Source organism: Pseudomonas sp. B3(2017) (genome assembly GCF_002113595.1).
GTDB lineage: Bacteria > Pseudomonadota > Gammaproteobacteria > Pseudomonadales > Pseudomonadaceae > Aquipseudomonas > Aquipseudomonas ekonensis.
Map to the genome: position 1 here is coordinate 104,806 of NZ_NEIU01000005.1, position 20,178 is coordinate 124,983.

General features: G+C 66.6%; 17 protein-coding genes and 2 pseudogenes. 4 read left to right on the forward strand and 15 right to left on the reverse strand.

Translation table 11 applies throughout. The features are described 5' to 3' along the window. Nucleotides 1-80 precede the first annotated feature (80 nt). The 10 genes from CAG33_RS09490 to CAG33_RS09535 form a co-directional block, all read right to left on the reverse strand. Nucleotides 81-758, reverse strand: coding sequence for an SPOR domain-containing protein (locus tag CAG33_RS09490; protein ID WP_085577484.1), 678 nt, complete (start codon nt 756-758; stop codon nt 81-83). Next, on the reverse strand, nt 742-2,049 hold the full coding sequence (gene folC / locus CAG33_RS09495) for a bifunctional tetrahydrofolate synthase/dihydrofolate synthase (RefSeq protein ID WP_085638078.1): 1,308 nt from the start codon (nt 2,047-2,049) through the stop codon (nt 742-744). Before folC ends, CAG33_RS09490 begins: the two co-directional genes overlap by 17 nt. After that, nucleotides 2,046-2,966, reverse strand: a complete 921-nt coding sequence (accD, locus tag CAG33_RS09500; protein ID WP_085577486.1) for an acetyl-CoA carboxylase, carboxyltransferase subunit beta — start codon at nt 2,964-2,966, stop codon at nt 2,046-2,048. Before accD ends, folC begins: the two co-directional genes overlap by 4 nt. Nucleotides 2,967-3,164: 198 nt before the next feature. Next, nucleotides 3,165-3,797 (reverse strand): phosphoribosylanthranilate isomerase, encoded by a 633-nt coding sequence (locus CAG33_RS09505; protein ID WP_085577487.1) that lies wholly within the window; start codon nt 3,795-3,797, stop codon nt 3,165-3,167. A 63-nt stretch (nt 3,798-3,860) separates the two neighbouring features. Next, nucleotides 3,861-4,685: a tRNA pseudouridine(38-40) synthase TruA gene (gene truA, locus CAG33_RS09510; RefSeq protein WP_085631446.1), complete on the reverse strand. Its 825-nt coding sequence runs from the start codon at nt 4,683-4,685 to the stop codon at nt 3,861-3,863. Nucleotides 4,686-5,036: 351 nt separating this feature from the next. Further along, a complete protein-coding gene (locus CAG33_RS09515) occupies nt 5,037-7,697 on the reverse strand; it encodes a FimV/HubP family polar landmark protein (RefSeq protein ID WP_085638081.1) in 2,661 nt (886 codons plus the stop codon). A 208-nt stretch (nt 7,698-7,905) separates the two neighbouring features. After that, entirely contained in the window at nt 7,906-8,916 is a 1,011-nt protein-coding gene (locus CAG33_RS09520) for an aspartate-semialdehyde dehydrogenase (RefSeq protein WP_085631442.1), read from the reverse strand. Between the two features lie 119 nt (nt 8,917-9,035). Continuing rightward, nucleotides 9,036-9,992 carry a zinc-binding alcohol dehydrogenase family protein gene (locus CAG33_RS09525; RefSeq protein WP_085577491.1) on the reverse strand — a complete coding sequence of 319 codons (957 nt, stop codon included), beginning with the start codon at nt 9,990-9,992 and terminating at the stop codon, nt 9,036-9,038. Nucleotides 9,993-10,024: 32 nt separating this feature from the next. Beyond that, nucleotides 10,025-10,198: a DUF1427 family protein gene (locus CAG33_RS09530; RefSeq protein WP_085577492.1), complete on the reverse strand. Its 174-nt coding sequence runs from the start codon at nt 10,196-10,198 to the stop codon at nt 10,025-10,027. Nucleotides 10,199-10,446: 248 nt separating this feature from the next. After that, nucleotides 10,447-11,226 carry a helix-turn-helix domain-containing protein gene (locus CAG33_RS09535; protein ID WP_085577493.1) on the reverse strand — a complete coding sequence of 260 codons (780 nt, stop codon included), beginning with the start codon at nt 11,224-11,226 and terminating at the stop codon, nt 10,447-10,449. A gap of 139 nt (nt 11,227-11,365) precedes the next feature. On the opposite strand from CAG33_RS09535, the gene CAG33_RS09540 reads away from it, so the two are divergent. Together CAG33_RS09540 and CAG33_RS09545 are read left to right on the forward strand one after the other, a co-directional pair. Beyond that, entirely contained in the window at nt 11,366-11,593 is a 228-nt protein-coding gene (locus tag CAG33_RS09540; protein WP_085577494.1) for a DUF6555 family protein, read from the forward strand. A gap of 38 nt (nt 11,594-11,631) precedes the next feature. Then, nucleotides 11,632-11,904, forward strand: a complete 273-nt coding sequence (locus CAG33_RS09545) for a hypothetical protein (RefSeq protein ID WP_085631440.1) — start codon at nt 11,632-11,634, stop codon at nt 11,902-11,904. A 152-nt stretch (nt 11,905-12,056) separates the two neighbouring features. On the opposite strand, the gene CAG33_RS29000 is transcribed toward CAG33_RS09545, so the two are convergent. The 3 genes and pseudogenes from CAG33_RS29000 to CAG33_RS09555 form a co-directional block, all read right to left on the reverse strand. Beyond that, a complete protein-coding gene (locus CAG33_RS29000; protein WP_371856082.1) occupies nt 12,057-12,878 on the reverse strand; it encodes a methyl-accepting chemotaxis protein in 822 nt (273 codons plus the stop codon). A 36-nt stretch (nt 12,879-12,914) separates the two neighbouring features. Continuing rightward, nucleotides 12,915-13,739, reverse strand: a pseudogene (locus CAG33_RS29005) (cache domain-containing protein); the annotation flags it as partial. A gap of 123 nt (nt 13,740-13,862) precedes the next feature. Continuing rightward, the gene (locus CAG33_RS09555) at nt 13,863-15,182 is read right to left on the reverse strand and encodes a Na+/H+ antiporter family protein (RefSeq protein WP_085577497.1); all 1,320 of its coding nucleotides are present in this window, start codon (nt 15,180-15,182) and stop codon (nt 13,863-13,865) included. Nucleotides 15,183-16,722: 1,540 nt separating this feature from the next. Here CAG33_RS09555 and CAG33_RS29010 point away from each other — a divergent pair. Both CAG33_RS29010 and CAG33_RS29015 read left to right on the forward strand, forming a co-directional pair. After that, a pseudogene (locus CAG33_RS29010) lies at nt 16,723-16,869 on the forward strand (HAMP domain-containing protein); the annotation flags it as partial. 102 nt (nt 16,870-16,971) lie between these two features. Continuing rightward, complete coding sequence (locus CAG33_RS29015; protein ID WP_371856083.1) at nt 16,972-17,727, forward strand: methyl-accepting chemotaxis protein; 756 nt, start codon at nt 16,972-16,974, stop codon at nt 17,725-17,727. A gap of 472 nt (nt 17,728-18,199) precedes the next feature. On the opposite strand, the gene CAG33_RS09565 is transcribed toward CAG33_RS29015, so the two are convergent. Both CAG33_RS09565 and CAG33_RS09570 read right to left on the reverse strand, forming a co-directional pair. Then, nucleotides 18,200-19,513, reverse strand: coding sequence for a sensor histidine kinase (locus tag CAG33_RS09565; protein WP_085577499.1), 1,314 nt, complete (start codon nt 19,511-19,513; stop codon nt 18,200-18,202). Further along, a complete protein-coding gene (locus CAG33_RS09570) occupies nt 19,510-20,178 on the reverse strand; it encodes a response regulator transcription factor (protein WP_085638087.1) in 669 nt (222 codons plus the stop codon). The genes CAG33_RS09565 and CAG33_RS09570 overlap by 4 nt, the downstream gene beginning before the upstream one ends.

A 20,178-nucleotide genomic window follows, 5' to 3' on the forward strand; every position in this document is an offset into this window, starting at 1 on the left:
ATAAGGCGGCGCATTTTAGCAGAGCCCAGGGCTGTCGGTAAGCTGCGATTGTCAGTGCATTTCAATCGGGACGATAGTTTTCAGCCGCGCTCAGGCTGGAAACGCACGACGAACCCCTTGAGGTTCTGCTGGCGGCTGAGCAGATCCCGCAGACGGTCGGCCTCGGCGCGCTCGATCAGCGGCCCCACGAACACCCGGTTCTTGCCGTCGGCGGAACGGATGTAGGCGTTGTAGCCCTGGCTGCGCAGGGTTTTCTGCAGGCTTTCGGCACTGGCGCGACTCGACAGGCTGGCCAGTTGCACCGACCAGCTCACCGACAGGCCGTTCGCATCGACGCGGCTTGCGCTGGTGTCCGGTTTGGCCGCTGCCGCGGCAATCGGCTGGGCCGGAGCCGGGGCCGGCTTCACCACCGGCGCCGGCGCAGGGGCCACCGGCTTCGCCGCCGCGACCGGCGCGGCCGGTGCAGGGGCTGGTGCAGGCGCGGCCGGCGCAATCGGCATCGCAGGCGCCGATTGCTCGGCGACGTCTTCATCGCTCGGCACCGGCTCTTGCGGCAAGGCTTGCGGCTCAGGCACCGCCACCGGCTCCATCTGCACTTGCGCCACGGCAGGCGCCTGCGGCGCGGACGGGGCATCGACGGTCACCTGACGCTGCTCGTCCTGACGGGAAAACAGCATCGGCAAAAAGATCACCGCCAGCGCCACCAGCACCAGGGCGCCGACCATGCGCTGTTTGTACGCCTTATCCAGCAATGCCATCTGCCGCTTCCTCCGTGGAGCGCCGGGCCAGCCATTCGAGGGCCTCGGCAACACAATAAAATGATCCGAACAACAGAATCTCGTCTTCGTCCGTGGCCACGGCGCACTGCCCTTCCAGGGCGGCCGCCACGCTGTCGTAGGACGTGACCGACGCACCGAGCCCCTGCAACGCCGCATGCAGTTCGGCGACCGGACGGGCCCGCGCCGAATCCAGCGGTGCCACGGCCCAGTGCTGGACACTAGCATTCAACGCGCCGACGACGCCATCCAGATCCTTGTCCGCCAGCAGGCCGAACACCGCCAGGCGCTTGCCGACCGGTGGCCGCGCCGCCAGGCGCTGGGCCAGGTACTCCGCCGCATGCGGGTTGTGGCCCACATCCAGCAACAGGTTCAGACGCTTGCCGTGCCAGTCGAACGAGCGCCGGTCGAGCCGGCCGACCACGCGGGTCGCCTGCAACGCACCGACGATCCGCTCAGAATCCCACGGTAGACCCGACACGAGATAGGCCTGCAGCGCCAGCGCGGCGTTTTCCATCGGCAGGTCGAGCAGCGGCAAGTCTCGCAATTCGACAGCCTGCCCCTGGGCATCCGTACCGCGCCATTGCCAGTTCCGCTCGGTCACGCCGAGATCGAAATCGCGCCCGCGCAGGAAAAACGGGCAGGCCAGCTCACGGGCCTTGTCGAGCAACGGTTGCGGAGGATTCAGGTCGCCGCACAGCGCCGGCTTGCCTGGGCGGAAGATGCCGGCCTTTTCGAAGGCCACGGATTCGCGGGTATCGCCCAGATAATCGGCATGATCGACGCCGATGCTGGTGACCAGCGCAAGATCGGCGTCCACCACATTGACCGTGTCCAGGCGCCCGCCCAGGCCGACTTCCAGCACCACCGCATCGAGCCCCGCGCGCTGGAACAGCCAGAACGCCGCCAGGGTGCCCATTTCGAAGTAAGTGAGGGAAGTGTCGCCGCGCCCTGCCTCGACCGCCGCAAAGGCTTCGCACAGCTGCGCGTCGGTGGCTTCGACGCCGTTGAGCTGCACCCGCTCGTTGTAGCGCAGCAGGTGCGGAGAATTGTAGACACCGACGCTCAGGCCCTGCGCCCGCAGCAGCGAGGCCACGAATGCGCAGGTCGAACCCTTGCCGTTGGTGCCGGTGACCGTGATCACCCGAGGCGCCGGCTGGCCCAGCCCCATGCGGGACGCTACCTGTTGCGAACGCTCAAGGCCCATGTCGATGGCCGAGGGATGCAACTGCTCAAGGTAGGCGAGCCACTCGCCAAGGGTGCGCTCGGTCATACGTTGGCAGGCACCGGCGGAACGACGATCGGCTCGACCGGAGCGGCGACGTAGGTCGGCGTCGGCTGGCCGGTCAGTTGCGCCAGCAGGTTGCCCAGGCGCGGACGCAGCTCGCGGCGGTCGACGATCATGTCGATGGCGCCGTGCTCCAGCAGGAACTCGCTGCGCTGGAAGCCTTCCGGCAGTTTTTCGCGCACGGTTTGTTCGATCACGCGCGGGCCTGCGAAGCCGATCAGGGCCTTCGGCTCGCCGACGATCACGTCGCCGAGCATCGCGAGGCTAGCGGAAACGCCGCCGTAGACAGGGTCGGTCAGTACGGAGATGAACGGAATGCCTTCTTCGCGCAGGCGCGCCAGCACCGCCGAGGTCTTGGCCATCTGCATCAGCGAGATCAGGGCTTCCTGCATGCGCGCGCCACCGGAGGCGGCGAAGCAGATCATCGGGCAACGGTTTTCCAGGGCGTAGTTGGCGGCGCGCACGAAGCGCTCACCGACGATGGCGCCCATGGAGCCACCCATGAAGTTGAATTCGAACGCCGACACCACCACCGGCATGCCCAGCAGGGTGCCGCTCATGGAGATCAGGGCGTCTTTTTCGCCGGTCTGCTTCTGCGCAGCGGTCAGGCGGTCCTTGTACTTCTTGCCGTCACGGAACTTCAGGCGGTCGACCGGTTCCAGGTCGGCGCCCAGTTCGCTGCGGCCTTCGGCATCCAGGAAGATGTCGATGCGCGCACGTGCGCCGATGCGCATGTGGTGGTTGCACTTGGGGCAAACGTCCAGGGTCTTTTCCAGCTCGGGACGGTACAGCACAGCCTCGCAGGATGGGCACTTGTGCCACAGGCCTTCAGGCACCGAGCTCTTCTTGACCTCCGAACGCATGATCGAAGGGATCAGTTTGTCTACCAACCAGTTGCTCATGCTTTCTTTCTCCAGTACCGGCGGCCCGAACGCTCTGGTTCGCGGCCCCGCGTATGCCCTTCAGCTAAATTCATTGTGTGCGGCGATGACCGGTGGACTGCCGGGTCGGCGTGAAGCGACCTTGCGCGCAATCCAAACATCCTCAGCCGCGCCTGCTTGTTGCAAGTGCAGTTATGGACGGCGGCAGTCTGCCAGCCGTCACATCGGTGCTGCGTTGCCGCGTGCGGCGTTGATGAACGCCCGGATCTTCGCGTGATCCTTGATGCCCTTGCTCGCTTCCACCCCGCCGCTGACATCGACGGCGTACGGCCGCACCCGGGCGACGGCGTCGGCGACGTTGTCCGGCGTCAGGCCGCCGGCGAGGATCAGCGGCTTGCTCAAACCTTGCGGAATCAAAGACCAGTCGAACGCCTCGCCGGTTCCGCCCGGCACGCCTTCGACGTAGGTGTCGAGCAGCACGCCGCTGGCGCTCGGGTAGGCATTGCAGGCGGCGGCGATGTCGTCGCCGGCCTTGACCCGCAGGGCCTTGATGTACGGCCGGTGCCAGCCTTCGCATTCGGCGGCGGTCTCGTCGCCATGGAACTGCAGCAGATCCAGCGGCACGGCGTCGAGGATCTCCCCCAGCTCGCAACGGCTGGGGTTGACGAACAGACCCACCGTGGTCACGAACGGCGGCAACGCCCGGATGATCCCCCGCGCCTGCTGCACGGTCACCGCCCGCGGGCTCTTGGCGTAGAACACGAAACCGATGGCGTCGGCCCCGGCCTCGACGGCCGCCAGCGCATCCTCTAAGCGGGTAATCCCGCAAATCTTGCTGCGAACGGCTGACATGTCGATAGAACCCCAAGGCAAATCCGAGAAAGTCCCGGATGGTAGCAAATGCATTCGAGGGCGTCAGCCGTCCAGTTCAGCGAAACCGGTCAGGAAATGCGGCCCGATGAAACGCTCCGGCAGCGGGAACTCGTCGTGGTACTCGACCTGTACCAGATACAGCCCGAACGGGTGCGCCGTCACCCCTCCGGAGCGCCGTTCACGGCTCTCCAGCACCTCTTTCATCCACTCCACAGGGCGCTCGCCGGCGCCGATGGTCATCAGCACCCCGGCGATGTTGCGCACCATGTGATGCAGGAACGCGCTGGCGCGGATGTCGATCACGATCATCTTGCCGTGACGGGTCACGCGCAGGTGGTGGAGCTTCTTGACCGGCGACTTGGCCTGGCACTGGCCGGCGCGGAACGCGCTGAAATCGTGGGTGCCCACCAGGTACTGCGCCGCCTGCGCCATGCGCTCGACGTCCAGCGGACGGTGGTTCCAGGTGATTTCCTCATTGAGGTGCGCCGGACGGATCTGATCGTTGTAGATCACGTACCGGTAACGTCGGGCGATAGCCTTGAAGCGCGCATGGAAGTGGGCCGGCATCACCTGAGCCCAACTGACGCTGATGTCGTGGGGCAGATTGATGTTGGCGCCCATGACCCAGGCCTTCAGCGACCGCACAGCCTGCGTGTCGAAGTGCACCACCTGCCCGCAGGCGTGCACCCCGGCGTCGGTGCGGCCGGCGCACTGGATCGCCACCGGCGAATCGGCGACCTTCGACAGGGCCTTCTCCAGCTCTTCCTGCACGGACGGCACACCCGAGGCCTGGCGTTGCCAGCCACGGTAGCGCGAACCTTTGTACTCAACGCCCAGGGCGATGCGGAAAAAGCCTTCGGGGGCCATTTCGGCGGCCGGGTTATCTATGTTTGCCAAAGCGGGACAGCCTGCAGATGCACAAAGGCGGGCATTATAAGGCCATGGATGGGGGATGCCAGAAAGTTCTCCAGCGACCGCCGCCGGCCCACAGCCTCACCTGCAGCACCGATTACCTGTGGGAGCCAGCCTGCTGGCGATGGCGGCCTGCCTGGCATATCGATGCCGGATGTGCCGCCGTCATCGCCAGCAGGCTGGCTCCCACAGTTTTATCTGCACGCTCCCCTTCAAGCCTGAGCACAGAAGAGGGCTTACCGATCTAAAGCGAAAAAAAACGGCAGCCCCAATGGGCTGCCGTTCTCATTACCGCCGAACGCCGGATCAGGCCAGGTGCGAAAGCATCTCCCGGGCCTCGTTCTTCTGCTTGTCGTCACCCTCGCTGAGCACTTCGTTGAGGATGTCGCGCGCGCCGTCGTTGTCGCCCATGTCGATGTAGGCCTGGGCCAGGTCAAGTTTGGTGGCGGCCTCATCGGTGCCGGAGAGGAAGTCGAAGTCATCCTCGCCCAGTTCACCGAGATCACCGCCCATGGCCGCGTCAGCTTCGCTGAAGCTCGGCTCGCCGAGGCTCTGGGACAGGCGGTCCAGCTCGGCGTTGACGTCGTCCAGCTCGGCGGAAAACGCATCCGGCTCAGCCGGGGCCGCGTCCATTTCGTCCGCCAGGGACAGGTCGAAATCGGCCGGCAGATCCAGCTCGTCGATCGGCGCCTGGGCCACGGCCGGCGCTTCGACCGGCGGCAGATCCTTCATGCCGTCATCCAGATCCAGCAGGAAATCGTCTTCGGCCAACGTGGCCGGCGACGCTTCGGCGCCCAGGTCCAGATCCAGGTCGAACTCCGGCAGGTCGTCGAGGTTCTCCTTGATTTCGGTCTGCTGCTGCAGCACGGACTCGAAACTCAGGTCGTCATCGGCCGGAAACTCGTCCAGCTCGACCGGTGCTTCCGGCTCGATGGCCGCAGCAGGTGCAGGCTCAGCCACCGCTGGCTCCACCGGCTTGATGTTGTCCAGATCGTCGAGGCTCAGGTCGAACGCGCTGTCCAACTCGTTGTCGGTTTCGGCCGGGGCCTGCGGCTCGTCGAGCAGCAGTTCCTTGACGTATTCGGCATCCAGCTCGGCGGCCATGGCCGCAGCGGCCAGCCCGGTGGCGGCAACGACCGCCATGGCCGGGAAGCGCTTCTTGAGCTCTTCGACCTTGGCGAAGTTCTCGCCGTTGGCGACCAATTGACGTTCCTGGCCGACAAACATGTCGCGGTCGCCTTGGCGGCCGTAGACTTCCATCAGTTTCAGGCGCAGGTCGCTGCGCTGCGGCTCCAGGCTCACGCCCTCCTCCAGCAGCGCGGCGGCCTGGTTCAGGCGACCGCCGTCGATGTGCGACTGGGCCTTGGCCAGTACGTCATCGGTGCGTTCGGCCGCCGGCGCGACCAGCGGCGCAGCGATCGGCTGCGCCACGACGACAGGCTCAACGGCCGGCGCCGGGGCTGGAGCTGGCGCCGGAGCAGGTGCCGGGTTCAGCTTGACGCTCGCCGCCGGCGTTTCCAAGCCTTCGAAGCTGCTTTCCGGCAGATCGAGCTCAGGCTCGAAGGATTGCTCCTCCAGGGCCCGGGCCATGCGCAGGTGCTTCTCGGCTTCCTGCTGGGCCTTGCGCCGGCGGGCCAGCAGCAACAGCAGAAGCAGCAGGACGATGGCGCCGCCGCCGGCCAGACCCAGCAGGATCGGGTTGGTCAGCAGTTCGTTGAAGGCCTTGTCGTCATCGGCGGCCGGTTTCGGCTCGACCACAGGCTCGGCGGGCGCAGGCGCAGCTGCCTCGGGCGCAGGCGCAGCCGGAGCAGTTTGCACCGGAGCGACCGGCGGCGTGGTCGCCAGCTCGGCGGTGATGGCCGGCACCGGAGCCGGCGCAGGCGCAACTTCCGGTGCGGCGGCCGGCGCAGCCCCTTCGGCCTGCATCTTCGCCAGTTGATTGTTCTTCAGTTCGATCAGGCGTTGCAGCTTGTCCAGCTGGCTCTGCAGGTCAGCCATGCGGCTTTTCAGCTCGGCATTGTCGCGACGGGTCGTGTCGAGGCTTTCCTGGGTCACCGCCAGCTTGTTGCTCAGGGCCTTGGCGTCGCCCGCCGGGCCTTTGCCGCGGGCCTTGCCGCTTTCGGCGGAGACCAGGCTCAGGTTGTCCTTGGGGTTCGGCGCAGCGCCGGCATTGCCGCGGCCACGCTTGGTCGCGTCCAGTTGCTGCTGGCCGGTGCCCGGCTTGGCCACGTAACGGCGGCCCTGGCGCCAGGCGGTGTTCTGCGCCGCGACTTCGGCGATCGCCTTCGATTGCGGCAGCGCCGTGCTTTGCACCGAGTCCGGCAGGCGCAGCACCTGGCCGGTCTTCAGGCGGTTGATGTTGCCGTCGATGAACGCATCCGGGTTGAGGGCCTGAATCGCCAGCATGGTCTGCTGCACCGATCCGCCGTTGCGCGCCTTGGCCGCGATCTCCCACAGGGTGTCGCGCGGCGTCGTGGTGTACTGCGCCGGGTGAGTGGCGCCGGTGGTCGGTGCGGTGATGGTCTGCACCGGGGCCTGCTGGGCGGCGTCGGCGGTCTGCTGGGAGAACTTGGACGGATCCAGCAGCACGCTGTAGTCGCGCAGCAGGCGGCCGTTGGGCCACATCACCTGCACCAGGAACTTCACCATCGGCTCGGACAGCGGCTTGCTGGACGTCACGCGCAGCACACTTTTGCCGCTGGCGTTGAGCACCGGGGTGAAGGTCAGATCGTTGAGGAAGGCCTGGCGGTCGACGCCGGCCTTGGCGAAGTCTTCGGGCGAGGCCAGGCTCGGCACCACTTCGGCAGCGGTGAGGTCCTTGACGTCGAGCAGCTCGATCTCCGCCACCAGCGGCTGGTTCAGGGTCGACTTCAGGGTCAGCTCCCCGAGCCCGAGGGCATGCGCCATACCGGAGGACAGCGCCGAGGCGGCCGCTATTGCTAACACCAGTTTGCGAACTTGAACCATAGCCTCTTCCTTTGTCTGAACATTCCTCGGCCAGCGAGAAGTCTTGAATACCGCTGCCGCAAGGCATTGCGCGCGACGACGGGAACGGGCCGCGCGCGATCATTTCTTTGATGCCCCGGAAAGTCCCGGAGAGTGACTCGTTGCCAAGCGCTCCGGCCAAGCATAGCGCCCGGCTAGAATCAGTCGACAAATTGTTGCCAAGTATCTTTTACAGCAGGCCTTTTATCAACAATTCGGCGACCTGCACCGCGTTGAGGGCCGCGCCTTTGCGTACGTTATCTGACGTCAGCCACAGATTTAGTTCCGCCGGCTCATCGACACCGCCGCGCACCCGCCCGACATAGACCACGTCCTGCCCCACCGCGTCACCGACCGCCGTCGGATAATCGCCGGCTTCGACCAACTCGATGCCCGGCGCGTCTTCGAGCGCGGCGTTGACCTTTTCCAGGTCGACCGCGTCCGCTGACCGCAAGGTCACGCTAAAGCTATCGCCAAAAAACACCGGGGCTTGAATGCAAGTCGCGGAAATCTTCAAGGAAGGGTTGGCCAGCACCTGACGCAGTTCGCGCACCAGGCGTTTTTCCAGGGAGGTGTGGCCGTCGGCGTCCGGCGTGCCGACCTGGGCCAGCAGGTTGAAGGCGATCTGACGGTCGAAGAACGACGGCTCCAGAGGGCGCATGTTCAGAAGCTCGGCGGTCTGGCGCGCCAGCTCGGTGACGCCTTCGCGCCCCAGGGCGGACACCGCCAGGCTGGCGGTGACATGCACCGATTGCAGGTCGAGCAGACCGCGCAACGGCGCCAGCGCCACCGCCAGCGTCGTGGCCGACGGGCTCGGGCTGCCGACCTGGAACGGCGCCTTCAGGCCGTCCAGCACGCTGGCGTTGGCTTCCGGCACCACCTGCGGCGCCCGCTCGGCCGGCAAGGCGCCGGACAGGTCGATCAGCGAGCAGCCGGCGGCATGGGCGCGGTCGGCAAAGCTCAGGGTGACGGCGGGGCCGGCGGCGAAAAACGCCAGTCTGACCTTGCCGAAGTCGAACGCATCGACTTCCCGCACCCGCACGTTCTTGCCGCGAAAGGGCACCGAGCTGCCGGCGGATTCGCTGCTGGCCAGCAGGTGCAGGTTGCCGACCGGGAAGTCGCGCTCCTCAAGAATCTGCACAAGGGTTTCGCCGACGGTGCCGGTGGCGCCGATCACGGCAATATCGATGGGCTGGCTCATGGTGCGACCTCAGGCAGAACGGGGGGGAGCGGCACTTTACCGGGTGGCCGGCACACAGGCAATTTCTGCCGAAGCCCGGCCATGCCGGCGACCGCCCCGCCCTCCCCGGAGACCACCCATCAAGGCATCAGGATGATCTTGTCCCCGCCGCCCTGATTCACCTCGGCATAACGGGCCAGCCCCTGCTCCAGCGGCGCCTCCACCAGCCCCTGCGGCAACGGCAGCAGGCCCTCGTCGAAGTAGCGGCCGAACTGCTCCAGCATTGCCGCACAGGCCTGCACGCCGTACAGCAGCGAGTTGATCCCGACCACCGACCCGCCCTTGCGGTACAGGGCCAGCGCCGGCAACTGCACATGCCCGTCCACCGGCGCGGCGATGATCGCGATCCGCCCGAACGTCGCCAGCGCCGCCACCGAAGCCGGCAGCCAGAAGCCCGTGGTGTCGAAAATCACATCGGCGCCGCCGCGGTACACCGCATTGACCTGGGCGCCCAGCGACTCCGGCGTGTCGAGCAGGATCGTCCGGTAGCCCTGGGCCTGCAAAGCCTCGACCTGCTCCGGCCGACGCGCCGCCGCCAGCACCTGGGCGCCGCGCACTTTGGCCAAGGCCAGCGCCGCCGTGGCCACCGCCCCGCCGCCGATCACCAGCAGCCGCGTTTCGGCGCTCACCAGGCTGCGTTCCAGCGCGTCCCACGCCGTGGTGTACGGCACGCCGAGGCTGGCGGCCTGGGTGAAGCTCAGGTGCGAAGGCTTATGCGCCACGCCGTTGGCCGGCAGTTTGACGAACTGCGCATGGGAACCGTCGGCGAAGAAACCCAGCTCACGGCCCGTGCCCCACACTTCCTGGCCGATCAGCGCCGACGGCCCTTCGACCACGACCCCGGCGAAATCCCGACCAGGGATGCGCGGCAGCGTGGTGTAGGGAAAACGCCCGAGCACGTTCTTCACGTCGCTGGGGTTCAGGCCCGCCGCCTTGATCTGCACCAGCACCTCATCGGCGCCCGGCACCGGGGTCGGCACCTCGACGAAGCGCAGGGAAGCCAAATCGCCCGTTTGATCGAATTGCAATGCTTTCATGGGTACATCCACCGAATGGAAAAGGAAGGGATTCAGGACAGCCAGCCGGCCACCAGTTGCCGGCCCATCGGCCACAGCTGCTCACCGGCCAGCATGCCCAGCAGGCCGACCAGCGCGATCGTCGGCGGCGCCGGGGAGCGGACATCCAGCGCGCCGTAGAGCAGGCCGACGCCCAGGCCGACCGCCAGGGAAATCAGGTAATTCATGGGACAGCTCCGCCTGAGAAAGGGAATGGGCAGAGTCTAGGGAAAGGCGTGCGGCGGCATCGGCCAAGGACTTCCGAATTTCGGCCAATCCTTCGGCGCCCTGAATGGCGCCATCGCCAGCCGCCTATTGGATTTCGGTCAAAGGTCCGGATCCCGCGCGACCGCTGTGGGAGCGGCGGAACATCCGGCACCGGCTTCGACTGACAGACCGCCATCGCGAGCAGGCTCGCCCCCACAAGGGATCGCGATCAACCGGAGCCGGCGCCTGCGCCGTACTGTGAAGGCGCCACGCCGAGCTCACGGCGGAACATGTCGCTGAAGCTGCTCGGCGAATAGCCCAGCTCCCGGGCGATGGCGCTGACCGGCACGCCCTGGATCAGCTCCGCCGCCGCGGTCGCCAGTTGCACCTGCCGCCGCCATTCGGCGAAGCCCATGCCCAGGCCGTCCTTGAACAGCCGCGCCAGGGTGCGCACGCTGGCCCCGGCGTTCTCCGCGTGCCGCTCGAACGGAATGTCCAGCGAAGGCGCGGCCATGACCGCCTGGCACAGGTTCATCAGGCGCCGGTCGGAATCGTCCGGCAGCGGGATTTTCAGCTGCGAGCGCCGGGCGCGCTTGAGCTCCAGCAGGGCCAGGCCGACCAGCGCGTCGTAATAGGCCGGATCGCCGCTGTCGCCCTCCTCCACCAGCCCGACGATCAGCTCGCGCAGCAGGCCGCCGACCTCGATCACCTGCACCGTGGCGTCGAGCGTCGCCGCCAGCGCCGGGCGCAGGTAAATGTTGCGCATCTGCAGGTCCGACACCACGCGGATCCCATGGGGCACGCCCGGCGGCAGCCACACCGCCCGTTGCGGCGGGACGACCAGCGCCTCGTGAGGCGTCTCGACCCACATCACCCCGCTCATCGCATACAGCAACTGGCCCCAGACATGCTCGTGGGGCTCGATGAACAGGCCGCGCGGGTAGGTGCGCGCCAGCGGCTGCACCGGCACGTCGGTATCGCTCAGGTCGGGAGGCGCGGCAAGGGCCATGGCAGGGGTTCATCGGTTTGAGGGAAGCGCCATGGTAACCAGTCGCCGATCCGCCCGCCAACGCGCCGCCGGACAATCCGAATGAATTTTCCCGGCCCGCCGCGATCCCTCTATAACAACAGGGAGGAACCGGGGCTTTATGAACAACGCAAAACTGTTTGTCATCGAATACACCCTCCACGGCGCGCCGAAGTCGTTCATCATCCGCTCGGAAAAGATGGACAACGTCGAGGCCTGGCACTGGGCGAGCTGCGACGCCGGCGTCGGCCGGATCCCGCGTTTCGGCCGGGAAAAGGTGCAAAAGACCAGCAAGCCGATGGCGGAGAAATTCGGCGTGGAGAACGTCACCTGGCGACCGGCAAGCTAAGCTTGTCCGCTCACCGGCAGACACGGGGGATAGCCGCCATGACATCGATCAGGAGCCCGGCGCGGCTCGACTACGGGCTGGAGACGCCGGCCGGGTACGTCATCAAGAGCGTCGAGTGCCAGGTCGGGCTGGAACCGGTCGAGGGCGATCCCTACCGGTTTGCGCTGTGCGTATCCGCCCCGCTGCCGCAAGACCTGGACCAGGCCAAGACCGTGGACGTGCGGGTGCAGGGCCGACGCCTGCAAGGCGCTGTCCTGCGGATCAAACGCTTGGACGACACGCGCCTGAGACTGGAAGTGGAGCCCGATTAGGCCCCACTTACCCGGCATCAGCTCCGTGGGCGCATTTGCAACCCTGTAGAAGTTGCCGCGGATGTCCAGTCTTTCACTGCAGGTGCGCACGCGCCGAAACCGGTGGGAGCCAGCCTGCCGGCGATGGCGCCCGGCCGGGCGCCGTATGGGTTTCAGATGCGGAACTGCCCCACCAGCCGGCCCAGGCGCTGACCGAGCTCGGCCAGGCTGCGCGAGGTCTGGGCGCCGAGCTGGGTCTCGTCCGCCACGCTGTCCACGGCCACGGCGATCTGGTGCACGCTGCGGTTGATCTCTTCGGCCACGGCGGTCTGCTCTTCGGCGGCGCTGGCGATCTGGGCGTTCATCGAGTTGATGGTCGCGATCAGTTCCGCCATCGCATCCAGCGATGCGCCGGCCTGATTGGCCTGGGCCGACGTGCCGTCGCCGGCCTCGCTGGAACGGCGCATGGCCTCGACCGCCGATTGGGTGCCGGCCTGCAGGCGGTCGATCATGCCTTGGATTTCCTGGGTGCTGATCTGCGTGCGGCTGGCCAGCGCCCGCACTTCGTCCGCCACCACCGCAAAACCGCGCCCGGCCTCCCCGGCCCGCGCCGCCTCGATGGCGGCGTTCAGCGCCAGCAGGTTGGTCTGCTCGGCGATGGAGCGGATCACCCCGAGCACGCCGACGATCGAGGACACGTCCTGCTGCAGGCTGTCGAGGGACACGCCGCTGTGGCGGATGTCGTCCACCAACGCATGGATCTGCTGGATGCTGCCGGCCACGACCCGCTTGGCGGCCTGGCCTTCCTCGTCGGTCTGACGGGCGGCGACGGCGGCGTTCTGCGCGCTCTTGGCCACTTCCTGGGCGGCGGCGGACATCTCGTTGATCGCCGTGGCGACCTGATCGGTCTCGTGGCGCTGGCGCTCCATGGCCTGATCGGAACGGTGTGCCTGGTCCGACACCTGGGTCACCAGGCCAGTAAGCTGGGACGTCATTTCGGTGATCTGCCGTACCAGGCCGTGGATCTTGTCGACGAAGCGGTTGAACGAGCCGGCCAGTTCGCCGAGCTCATCCTGGCTGGTGATGGCCAGGCGGCGGGTCAGGTCGCCCTCGCCCGCCGCGATGTCGTCGAGGTTGGCTTTCATCAGGTTCAACGGGCGCAGGATGGTGTTGGCCAGCAGCATGCCCGCCGCGGCGATCACCAGCAGCACCACCACGGCCACGCCGACGATGCTCAGCACCACACCCCGCATGCGCTCCTGCACCGTGGCCTCGACCGCCGCCACTTGCGCTTCGATGCCGTCCAGGTTCACCGAGGTGCCGACCGCCATGTCCCACTTGGCCAGGTATTCGGTGTAGCCAAGCTTAGGCACCAGCACCTGGGCATTGCCCGGCAGCGGCGAGCTGTATTGCAGGTAATGGCTGCCGTCCTTCGCCACCTTCACCAGGTCGCGGTTGACGTAGACGCCGTTCGGGTCGCGGTTGTCCTTGAAGCTCTTGCCCACGCCGTCGGGGTCGTTGGCCTTGAACAGGCGCACGGTCTCGGAGTCGTAGCCGAAGAAGTAGCCGTCCTTGCCGTACTTGATGCTCGACAGCAGCTTGATCGCCTGGGCCCGGGCGGCGGTGTCGCCGGGGGCGGCGGCGTCGTACAGCGGCTTGATCGTGGTCATGGCCACGGCGACGTAGCTCTGCAGCGTGGCCTTGGCGTCGCCGAGCAGGCGCTCGCGGGTCTGTTCGACTTCCTTGTGCGCCTGTTCCTGAAGGATGAACAGCACGGTCAGGCTGATCACCAGCGCAAAGAGCAACACCGGAAGGACGGCAAGGGACAGGACTTTAGCCTTGAGGCTCAGACGCATGGACGGGCTCACTCTTTTGGTTTTATTGGCGTGGATAAAGGCGTTAACGGCCTGCCGAACCAAAAGTTGAGCCGGAGGCTCCCACCCGTGCCGATGCGGGAGCCAACAAGTGACCGCTGGTGGTCAGAGCACCATCGCAGCCAGCCACCCGGCCGCCAGCAGCGGCAGGTTGTAGTGCAGGAAGGTCGGCACCACGGTGTCCCAGATGTGGTGGTGCTGGCCGTCGATGTTCAGGCCGGAGGTCGGGCCCAGGGTCGAGTCCGAGGCCGGCGAGCCGGTGTCGCCCAGGGCGCCGGCGGTGCCGACGATGCAGACGATCGCCATCGGGCTGAAGCCCAGCTGCACGCACAGCGGCACGAAGATCGCCGCCAGGATCGGCACCGTGGAGAACGACGAGCCGATGCCGATGGTCACCATCAGCCCCACCAGCAGCATCAGCAGCGCGCCGATGGCCTGGCTGTGGTCGATCCACGCCGCTGCGCTCTCCACCAGCGTGCGCACCTCGCCCGTGGCCTTCAGCACCTCGGCGAAGCCTGAGGCCGAGATCATGATGAAGCCGATCATCGCCATCATCTTCATGCCTTCGGTGAACAGGCCGTCGGTCTCGCGCCACTTCACGATGCCGGAGGCGGAGAAGATCAGGAATCCGGCCAGCGCCCCGATAATCATCGAGTCCAGCAGCAACTGAATCATGAACGCCGCCGCAATGGCCAAGAAGGCGATCCCGAGGGTCATCGGGTTATAGGCGACGCTGACCTGCTCCACCTGCTCGATCTTCTCCAGGTCGTAGACCCGCTTCTTGCGGTAGCTGAAGAACACCGCCAGCAGCAGGCCGAACACCATGCCCGCCGCCGGAATGGCCATCGCGTGCATGACGTTGACCTGGCTGATGTCCACCCCGGCCTTGCTGACGTTGGCCAGCAGGATCTGATTGAGGAAGATGTTGCCGAACCCCACCGGGAACACCATGTACGGGGTGATCAGGCCGAAGGTCATCACGCAGGCGATCAGGCGCCGGTCCAGTTGCAGTTTGGTCAGCACATACAGCAACGGCGGCACCAGCAGCGGAATGAACGCGATGTGGATCGGCAGGATGTTCTGCGACGCGATCGCCACCACCCACAACAGCCCGATCAGCAGCCACTTGACGCTGCCGCCGCCGGTGGCGTGCTGGCGGTCGACCATGGCCAGGGCCTTGTCGGCCAGCGCGTGGGCCAGGCCGGACTTGGCGATGGCCACCGCGAACGCGCCCAGCAGCGCGTAGGACAACGCCACCGTCGCCCCGCCGCCCAGGCCGCTGTTGAACGCCTTGAGCGTGGCGTCGATGCCCAGGCCGCCGGTCAGGCCACCGACCAGCGCACCGACGATCAACGCGATCACCACGTGCACACGGGACAGGCTGAGGATCAGCATGACGCCGACCGCAGCAATCACTGCATTCATTTCACTACCTCAAAAACACGGCGATGGATGCGCTTCACCGCCAGACAGGATGAGTCCGCCCGGCAACGCCCGGAGGCCGCCAGCGAATTTGGATCGAGGGTCTTGTTAGAAGGGCGCGCACTGTGCCGCAGAGTGGCCGCAGTGTCAAAGCGAGGGGCTGCATTGTCCTGTAACAACCGATGAATCCGTGGCGAGGGAGCTTGCTCCCGCCGTGGGGGGCGGCCCGCATCGCGCCTGCTGCGCAGTCGAGCGGGAGCAGGCTCCCTCGCCACAGGAACATACGTGGCACTGCCGCCGGATGCGGCAATCGGTCCTATTGCGTTTGCGCCATAAAGAAAACCGCCGCGCTGCCGTTACAGTGCAAAGTCTCAGATAAATATCGAATAAGGACGTCTCCATGTCGCTCAGACAACTTTCCATCCAATGGAAAATCACCCTGCTCGCCGGGCTCTGCCTGGCCGGTATCGTGACCCTGTTGGTGGGTCTTTCGCTGTACCGCATGGAGCACAGTTCCGAGCTGGTGAAGGCGTCGAGCATGGAAATGCTCACCGAGTCGGCCCAGGCCCGCATCGAATCCCAGGGCGAAGTGCAGGCGGCGTTCATCCGCCAGCAGTTCATGGACGCCTATCAATACGGCCACGGCTTTTCGCGCCAGGTACTGTTCCTGCGCGAACAGGCCGAGAAACGCTTCCTGGATGCCTTCGACCTGCGCGAGGACATGACCCGTCAGGTCAAGTCGGCCCTGCAGGCCAACCCTGAGCTGCTGGGCCTGTCGCTGGTGTTCGAGGCCAACGCGCTGGACGGCAAGGACGAACTGTTCGCCGGCCAGGCGGAACTGGGCAGCAACGACAAGGGCCGCTTCGCCCTGTACTGGTCGCAGCCGACGCCGGGCAAGGTCACGTCCATGGCACTGCCGGAAAGCGACATGGCCGACACCAGCACCGGCCCCAGCGGCCAGGCCGCCAACGCCTGGTTCACCTGCCCGCGCACCACGCTCAAGCCCTGCGTGATCGAACCCTACTTCTATGTGATCGACGGCCAGAAGGTGCTGATGACCAGCATCGTGTTCCCGCTGACGGTCAACGGCAAAGTCATCGCCTCGCTGTCGGTGGACATCAACCTCAACAGCCTGCAGGCCATCAGCCAGAACGCCAGCAAGAAGCTGTACGACGGCCAGACCGCCGTGAGCATCATCAGCCCCGCCGGCCTGCTCGCCGGCCACAGCCCGGACGCCGGCAAGCTGAGCCAGCGCCTGGACGCCGTGGACAAGGCCAGCGGCGCCGAACTGCTGGGCCTGCTCGCCTCCAGCAAGACCGTGAGCAGCCTGCACAGCAACCAGCAGTTGAAGGTGCTGTCGCCGTTCCAGCCGATCCCTGGCGGGCCGTCCTGGGGCGTGCTGCTCGATGTGCCGGAAAAGGTGCTGGTCAGCCGCGCCGAAGCCCTCAAGCAGCAACTCGACGCCAGCAACCGCTCGGGCACGCTGATCGAGCTGAGCCTCGGCGCCCTCGCCGCCCTGCTCGGCCTGCTGCTGGTGTGGCTGATGGCCCGCAGCGTGACCAAGCCGATCCTCGGCGTGGCGCACATGCTCGAAGACATCGCCAGCGGCGAAGGCGACCTGACCCGGCGCCTGGCCTACGACAAGAACGATGAACTGGGCCAACTGGCCGGCTGGTTCAACCGCTTCCTCGACAAACTGCAGCCGATCATCGCCCAGGTGAAACGCTCGGTGCAGGACGCACGCAACACCGCCGACCAGTCCTCGGCCATCGCCACCCAGACCAGCGCCGGCATGGAGCAGCAGTACCGCCAGGTGGATCAGGTCGCCACCGCGTCCCACGAGATGAGCGCCACCGCCCAGGACGTCGCCCGCAGCGCGGCGCAAGCCGCCGAAGCGGCCAAGGACGCCGACCGCGCCACCCGTCAGGGCCTGACTGTGATCGACCGCACCACCGCCAGCATCGACACCCTGGCCGCCGACATGAGCGCGGCGATGGCGCAGGTCGAAGGCCTGGCCGCCAACAGCGAGAAGATCGGCACCGTGCTGGAGACCATCCGCGCCATCGCCGAGCAGACCAACCTTCTGGCCCTCAACGCCGCCATCGAAGCGGCCCGCGCCGGAGAGGCCGGACGTGGCTTCGCGGTGGTCGCCGATGAAGTGCGCAACCTCGCCCGCCGCACCCAGGAGTCGGTGGAGGAGACCCGCCAAGTGATCGAGCAATTGCAGAACGGCACCCAGGACGTGGTCGGCTCGATGGGCAACAGCCACCGCCAGGCCCAGGGCAGCGTGGAGCAAGTCGGCCAGGCCGTGACGGCCCTGCGCCAGATCGGCGACGCCGTGACGGTGATCAGCGACATGAACCTGCAGATCGCCAGCGCGGCGGAAGAGCAAAGCGCCGTGGCCGAGGAGATCAACAACAACGTGGCGACCATTCGCGACGTGACCGAATCGCTGTCCGGCCAGGCCAACGAATCGGCGCGGGTGAGCCAGTCGCTCAACAGTTTGGCGAACCAGCAGCAGGGCCTGATGGACCAGTTCCGCGTCTGACCATTGGAAAACCTGTAGGCGCTGCGGTGCGATGACTCGACTTGCCAGCGAAGGGGCCGGCCCATCCGACATCGGTGGTGGCTGACCTTCCGTCATCGCTGGCAAGCCAGCTCCCACAGGGGGCTTGGCTGACTGCAAAAATCTGTGTTCACCGCAAAACCTGTGGGAGCTGGCTCCCACAGGAGGCTTGGCTGACTGCAAAAATCTGTGTTCACCGCAAAACCTGTGGGAGCTGGCTCCCACAGGGGGCTTGGCTGGCTGCAAAAATCTGTGTTCACCGCAAAACCTGTGGGAGCTGGCTCCCACAGGAGGCTTGGCTGGCTGCAAAAATCTGTGTTCACCGCAAACCCTGTGGGAGCTGGCTCCCACAGGAGGCTTGGCTGGCTGCAAAAATCTGTGTTCACCGCAAAACCCTGTGGGAGCTGGCTTGCCAGCGATGGCGTCGGTCAAGGCGCCGCCGCTTCCGCAGCCCTCAGCGCTTGGGCAGTTCGATCACCACGCTCAACCCGCCCCACTCGCTCTCGCGCAGCGCCAGTGTCCCGCCCCAGGCCTCGACGATGTCCCGCACGATCCCCAGCCCCAGGCCATGGCCGTCGGTCTGCTCATCCAGCCGGGTGCCGCGGCTGAACACCTGATCGCGCTGGGCCTCGGGGATGCCTGGGCCGTCGTCCTCGACGTTCAGCAAAAAACCGCCCGCCGCCTCGACCACGCTCAGGCGCACCTCGGCGTCGGCCCATTTGCAGGCGTTGTCCAGCAGGTTGCCGAGCAGTTCCAGCAAGTCTTCCCGGTCCCACGGCAGTTGCAGGCCCGCAGGCGCCGTGAAGCTCAACGCCAGGTGTTCGCCGTGGATCATGTTCAACGTCGCCAGCAGGCCCGGCAGCTCCGCACCGCAATCGAACAGCGCCCCCGGCAGCGCATCGCCGGACAGCCGCGCACGGTTCAACTCGCGGTTGAGCCGCTGCTGCACCTGCGCAAGTTGCTCGGTGAGCATCTTGCGCAACTGCGGATCCCCGTCGAGCCGTTCGCTTGAGGCCAAGCTCAGCAGCACCGCCAGCGGCGTCTTCAGCGCATGACCGAGGTTGCCCAAGGCGTTGCGCGAGCGTTTGAGACTGTCTTCGGTGTGGGCCAGCAAATGGTTGATCTGCGCCACCAGGGGTTCCAGCTCGGTCGGCACTTGCTCGTCGAGCTGCGAGCGCTGGCCCTGCTGCAACTGGGCGATCTGTTCCCGTGCAGTTTCCAGCGGGCGCAGGGCCCGGCGCACGGTGAGCCGTTGCAGCAACAGGATCAGCAACAGGCCGGCCAGCCCGAGCCCGAGCCCGACCTGGCGCATGCGCCGGAAGCTCTCGCGCACCGGGGTGTAGTCCTGGGCGACGCTGATGGAGATCGACTGGCCCAGGCGCCGGTAGTCCGAGCGCAGCACCAACAACTGCTGGCCGCCGGGGCCCAGTTGCAGGTTGCTGTGCAGGCCGGGGTGATCCAGCAGCGGCAGATCCTGATCCCACAGCGAGCGCGAGCGCCAGTGGCTGTCGGCGAAGTCGATGCGGAAATAGTGCCCGGAGAACGGCCGCTGATAGGCCGGCGACAGATGCCGCTCATCCAGCTGCAAGCCCTGCGGGCCGCGCACCAGCGCCACCAGCAGGCTTTCGCTGTCGTTGCGCAGGCCGGCTTCGAGGTAACGCTGCAGGCCCACTTCGAACAGCCACAGGCTGACCTGCGCCAGCACCAGGCCGACGATCACCATCACGCTGATCAGGCCCAGGCTCAGGCGCCGCTGGATCGACCTCACGAAGCCTGCCCGCCGAACAGGTAACCCTGGCCGCGGCGGGTTTCGATCACGCTCTTGCCGAGCTTGCGCCGCAAGTGGTTGACGTGGACTTCCAGTACGTTGGAGTCGCGCTCGGTCTCGCCGTCGTAGAGGTGTTCGGCGAGGTGGCTCTTGGACAGGATCTGCTGCGGATGGAGCATGAAATAGCGCAGCAGGCGGAATTCGGCGGCGGTCAGCTGAATGTCGGCGCCGTCGCGGGTGACGCACTGGCGGCCTTCGTCCAGGTGCAGGCCGGCGGCCTTGAGGGTCGGCTGGTTGGCCTGGCCCTTGGAGCGGCGCAGCAGCGACTGGATGCGCAGGAACAGTTCTTCCGGATGGAACGGCTTGGTCAGGTAGTCGTCGGCCCCGGCCTTCAGGCCTTCGATGCGCTCGACCCAGGAGTCCCGGGCCGTGAGGATCAGCACCGGCACGGCCAGGCCGCCGGCCCGCCACTGCGCCAGCACCTCCAGCCCCGGCACGCCGGGCAGGCCGAGGTCGAGGACGATCAGGTCATAGGGCTCGCTGCCGCCCTGATAGACCGCATCGCGCCCGTCCGCCAGCCAATCGACCGCATAGCCCTGGCGCTGCAGGCCGGCGAGCAGTTCATCGGCCAACGGTACGTGGTCTTCCACCAATAGCAGACGCAT

Bases quoted from the DNA above. Each gene is read 5' to 3' on its own strand.
- CAG33_RS09505 (WP_085577487.1), bottom strand. From the start codon at position 3,797: ATGTCAGCCGTTCGCAGCAAGATTTGCGGGATTACCCGCTTAGAGGAT.
- folC (WP_085638078.1), bottom strand. From the start codon at position 2,049: ATGACCGAGCGCACCCTTGGCGAGTGGCTCGCCTACCTTGAGCAGTTG.
- CAG33_RS09570 (WP_085638087.1), bottom strand. From the start codon at position 20,178: ATGCGTCTGCTATTGGTGGAAGACCACGTACCGTTGGCCGATGAACTG.
- CAG33_RS09555 (WP_085577497.1), bottom strand. From the start codon at position 15,182: ATGAATGCAGTGATTGCTGCGGTCGGCGTCATGCTGATCCTCAGCCTG.
- CAG33_RS09490 (WP_085577484.1), bottom strand. From the start codon at position 758: ATGGCATTGCTGGATAAGGCGTACAAACAGCGCATGGTCGGCGCCCTG.
- CAG33_RS29000 (WP_371856082.1), bottom strand. From the start codon at position 12,878: ATGACGTCCCAGCTTACTGGCCTGGTGACCCAGGTGTCGGACCAGGCA.
- CAG33_RS09515 (WP_085638081.1), bottom strand. From the start codon at position 7,697: ATGGTTCAAGTTCGCAAACTGGTGTTAGCAATAGCGGCCGCCTCGGCG.
- CAG33_RS09540 (WP_085577494.1), top strand. From the start codon at position 11,366: ATGAACAACGCAAAACTGTTTGTCATCGAATACACCCTCCACGGCGCG.
- truA (WP_085631446.1), bottom strand. From the start codon at position 4,685: ATGGCCCCCGAAGGCTTTTTCCGCATCGCCCTGGGCGTTGAGTACAAA.
- CAG33_RS09525 (WP_085577491.1), bottom strand. From the start codon at position 9,992: ATGAAAGCATTGCAATTCGATCAAACGGGCGATTTGGCTTCCCTGCGC.
- CAG33_RS29015 (WP_371856083.1), top strand. From the start codon at position 16,972: ATGGAGCAGCAGTACCGCCAGGTGGATCAGGTCGCCACCGCGTCCCAC.
- CAG33_RS09535 (WP_085577493.1), bottom strand. From the start codon at position 11,226: ATGGCCCTTGCCGCGCCTCCCGACCTGAGCGATACCGACGTGCCGGTG.
- CAG33_RS09520 (WP_085631442.1), bottom strand. From the start codon at position 8,916: ATGAGCCAGCCCATCGATATTGCCGTGATCGGCGCCACCGGCACCGTC.
- CAG33_RS09530 (WP_085577492.1), bottom strand. From the start codon at position 10,198: ATGAATTACCTGATTTCCCTGGCGGTCGGCCTGGGCGTCGGCCTGCTC.
- accD (WP_085577486.1), bottom strand. From the start codon at position 2,966: ATGAGCAACTGGTTGGTAGACAAACTGATCCCTTCGATCATGCGTTCG.
- CAG33_RS09545 (WP_085631440.1), top strand. From the start codon at position 11,632: ATGACATCGATCAGGAGCCCGGCGCGGCTCGACTACGGGCTGGAGACG.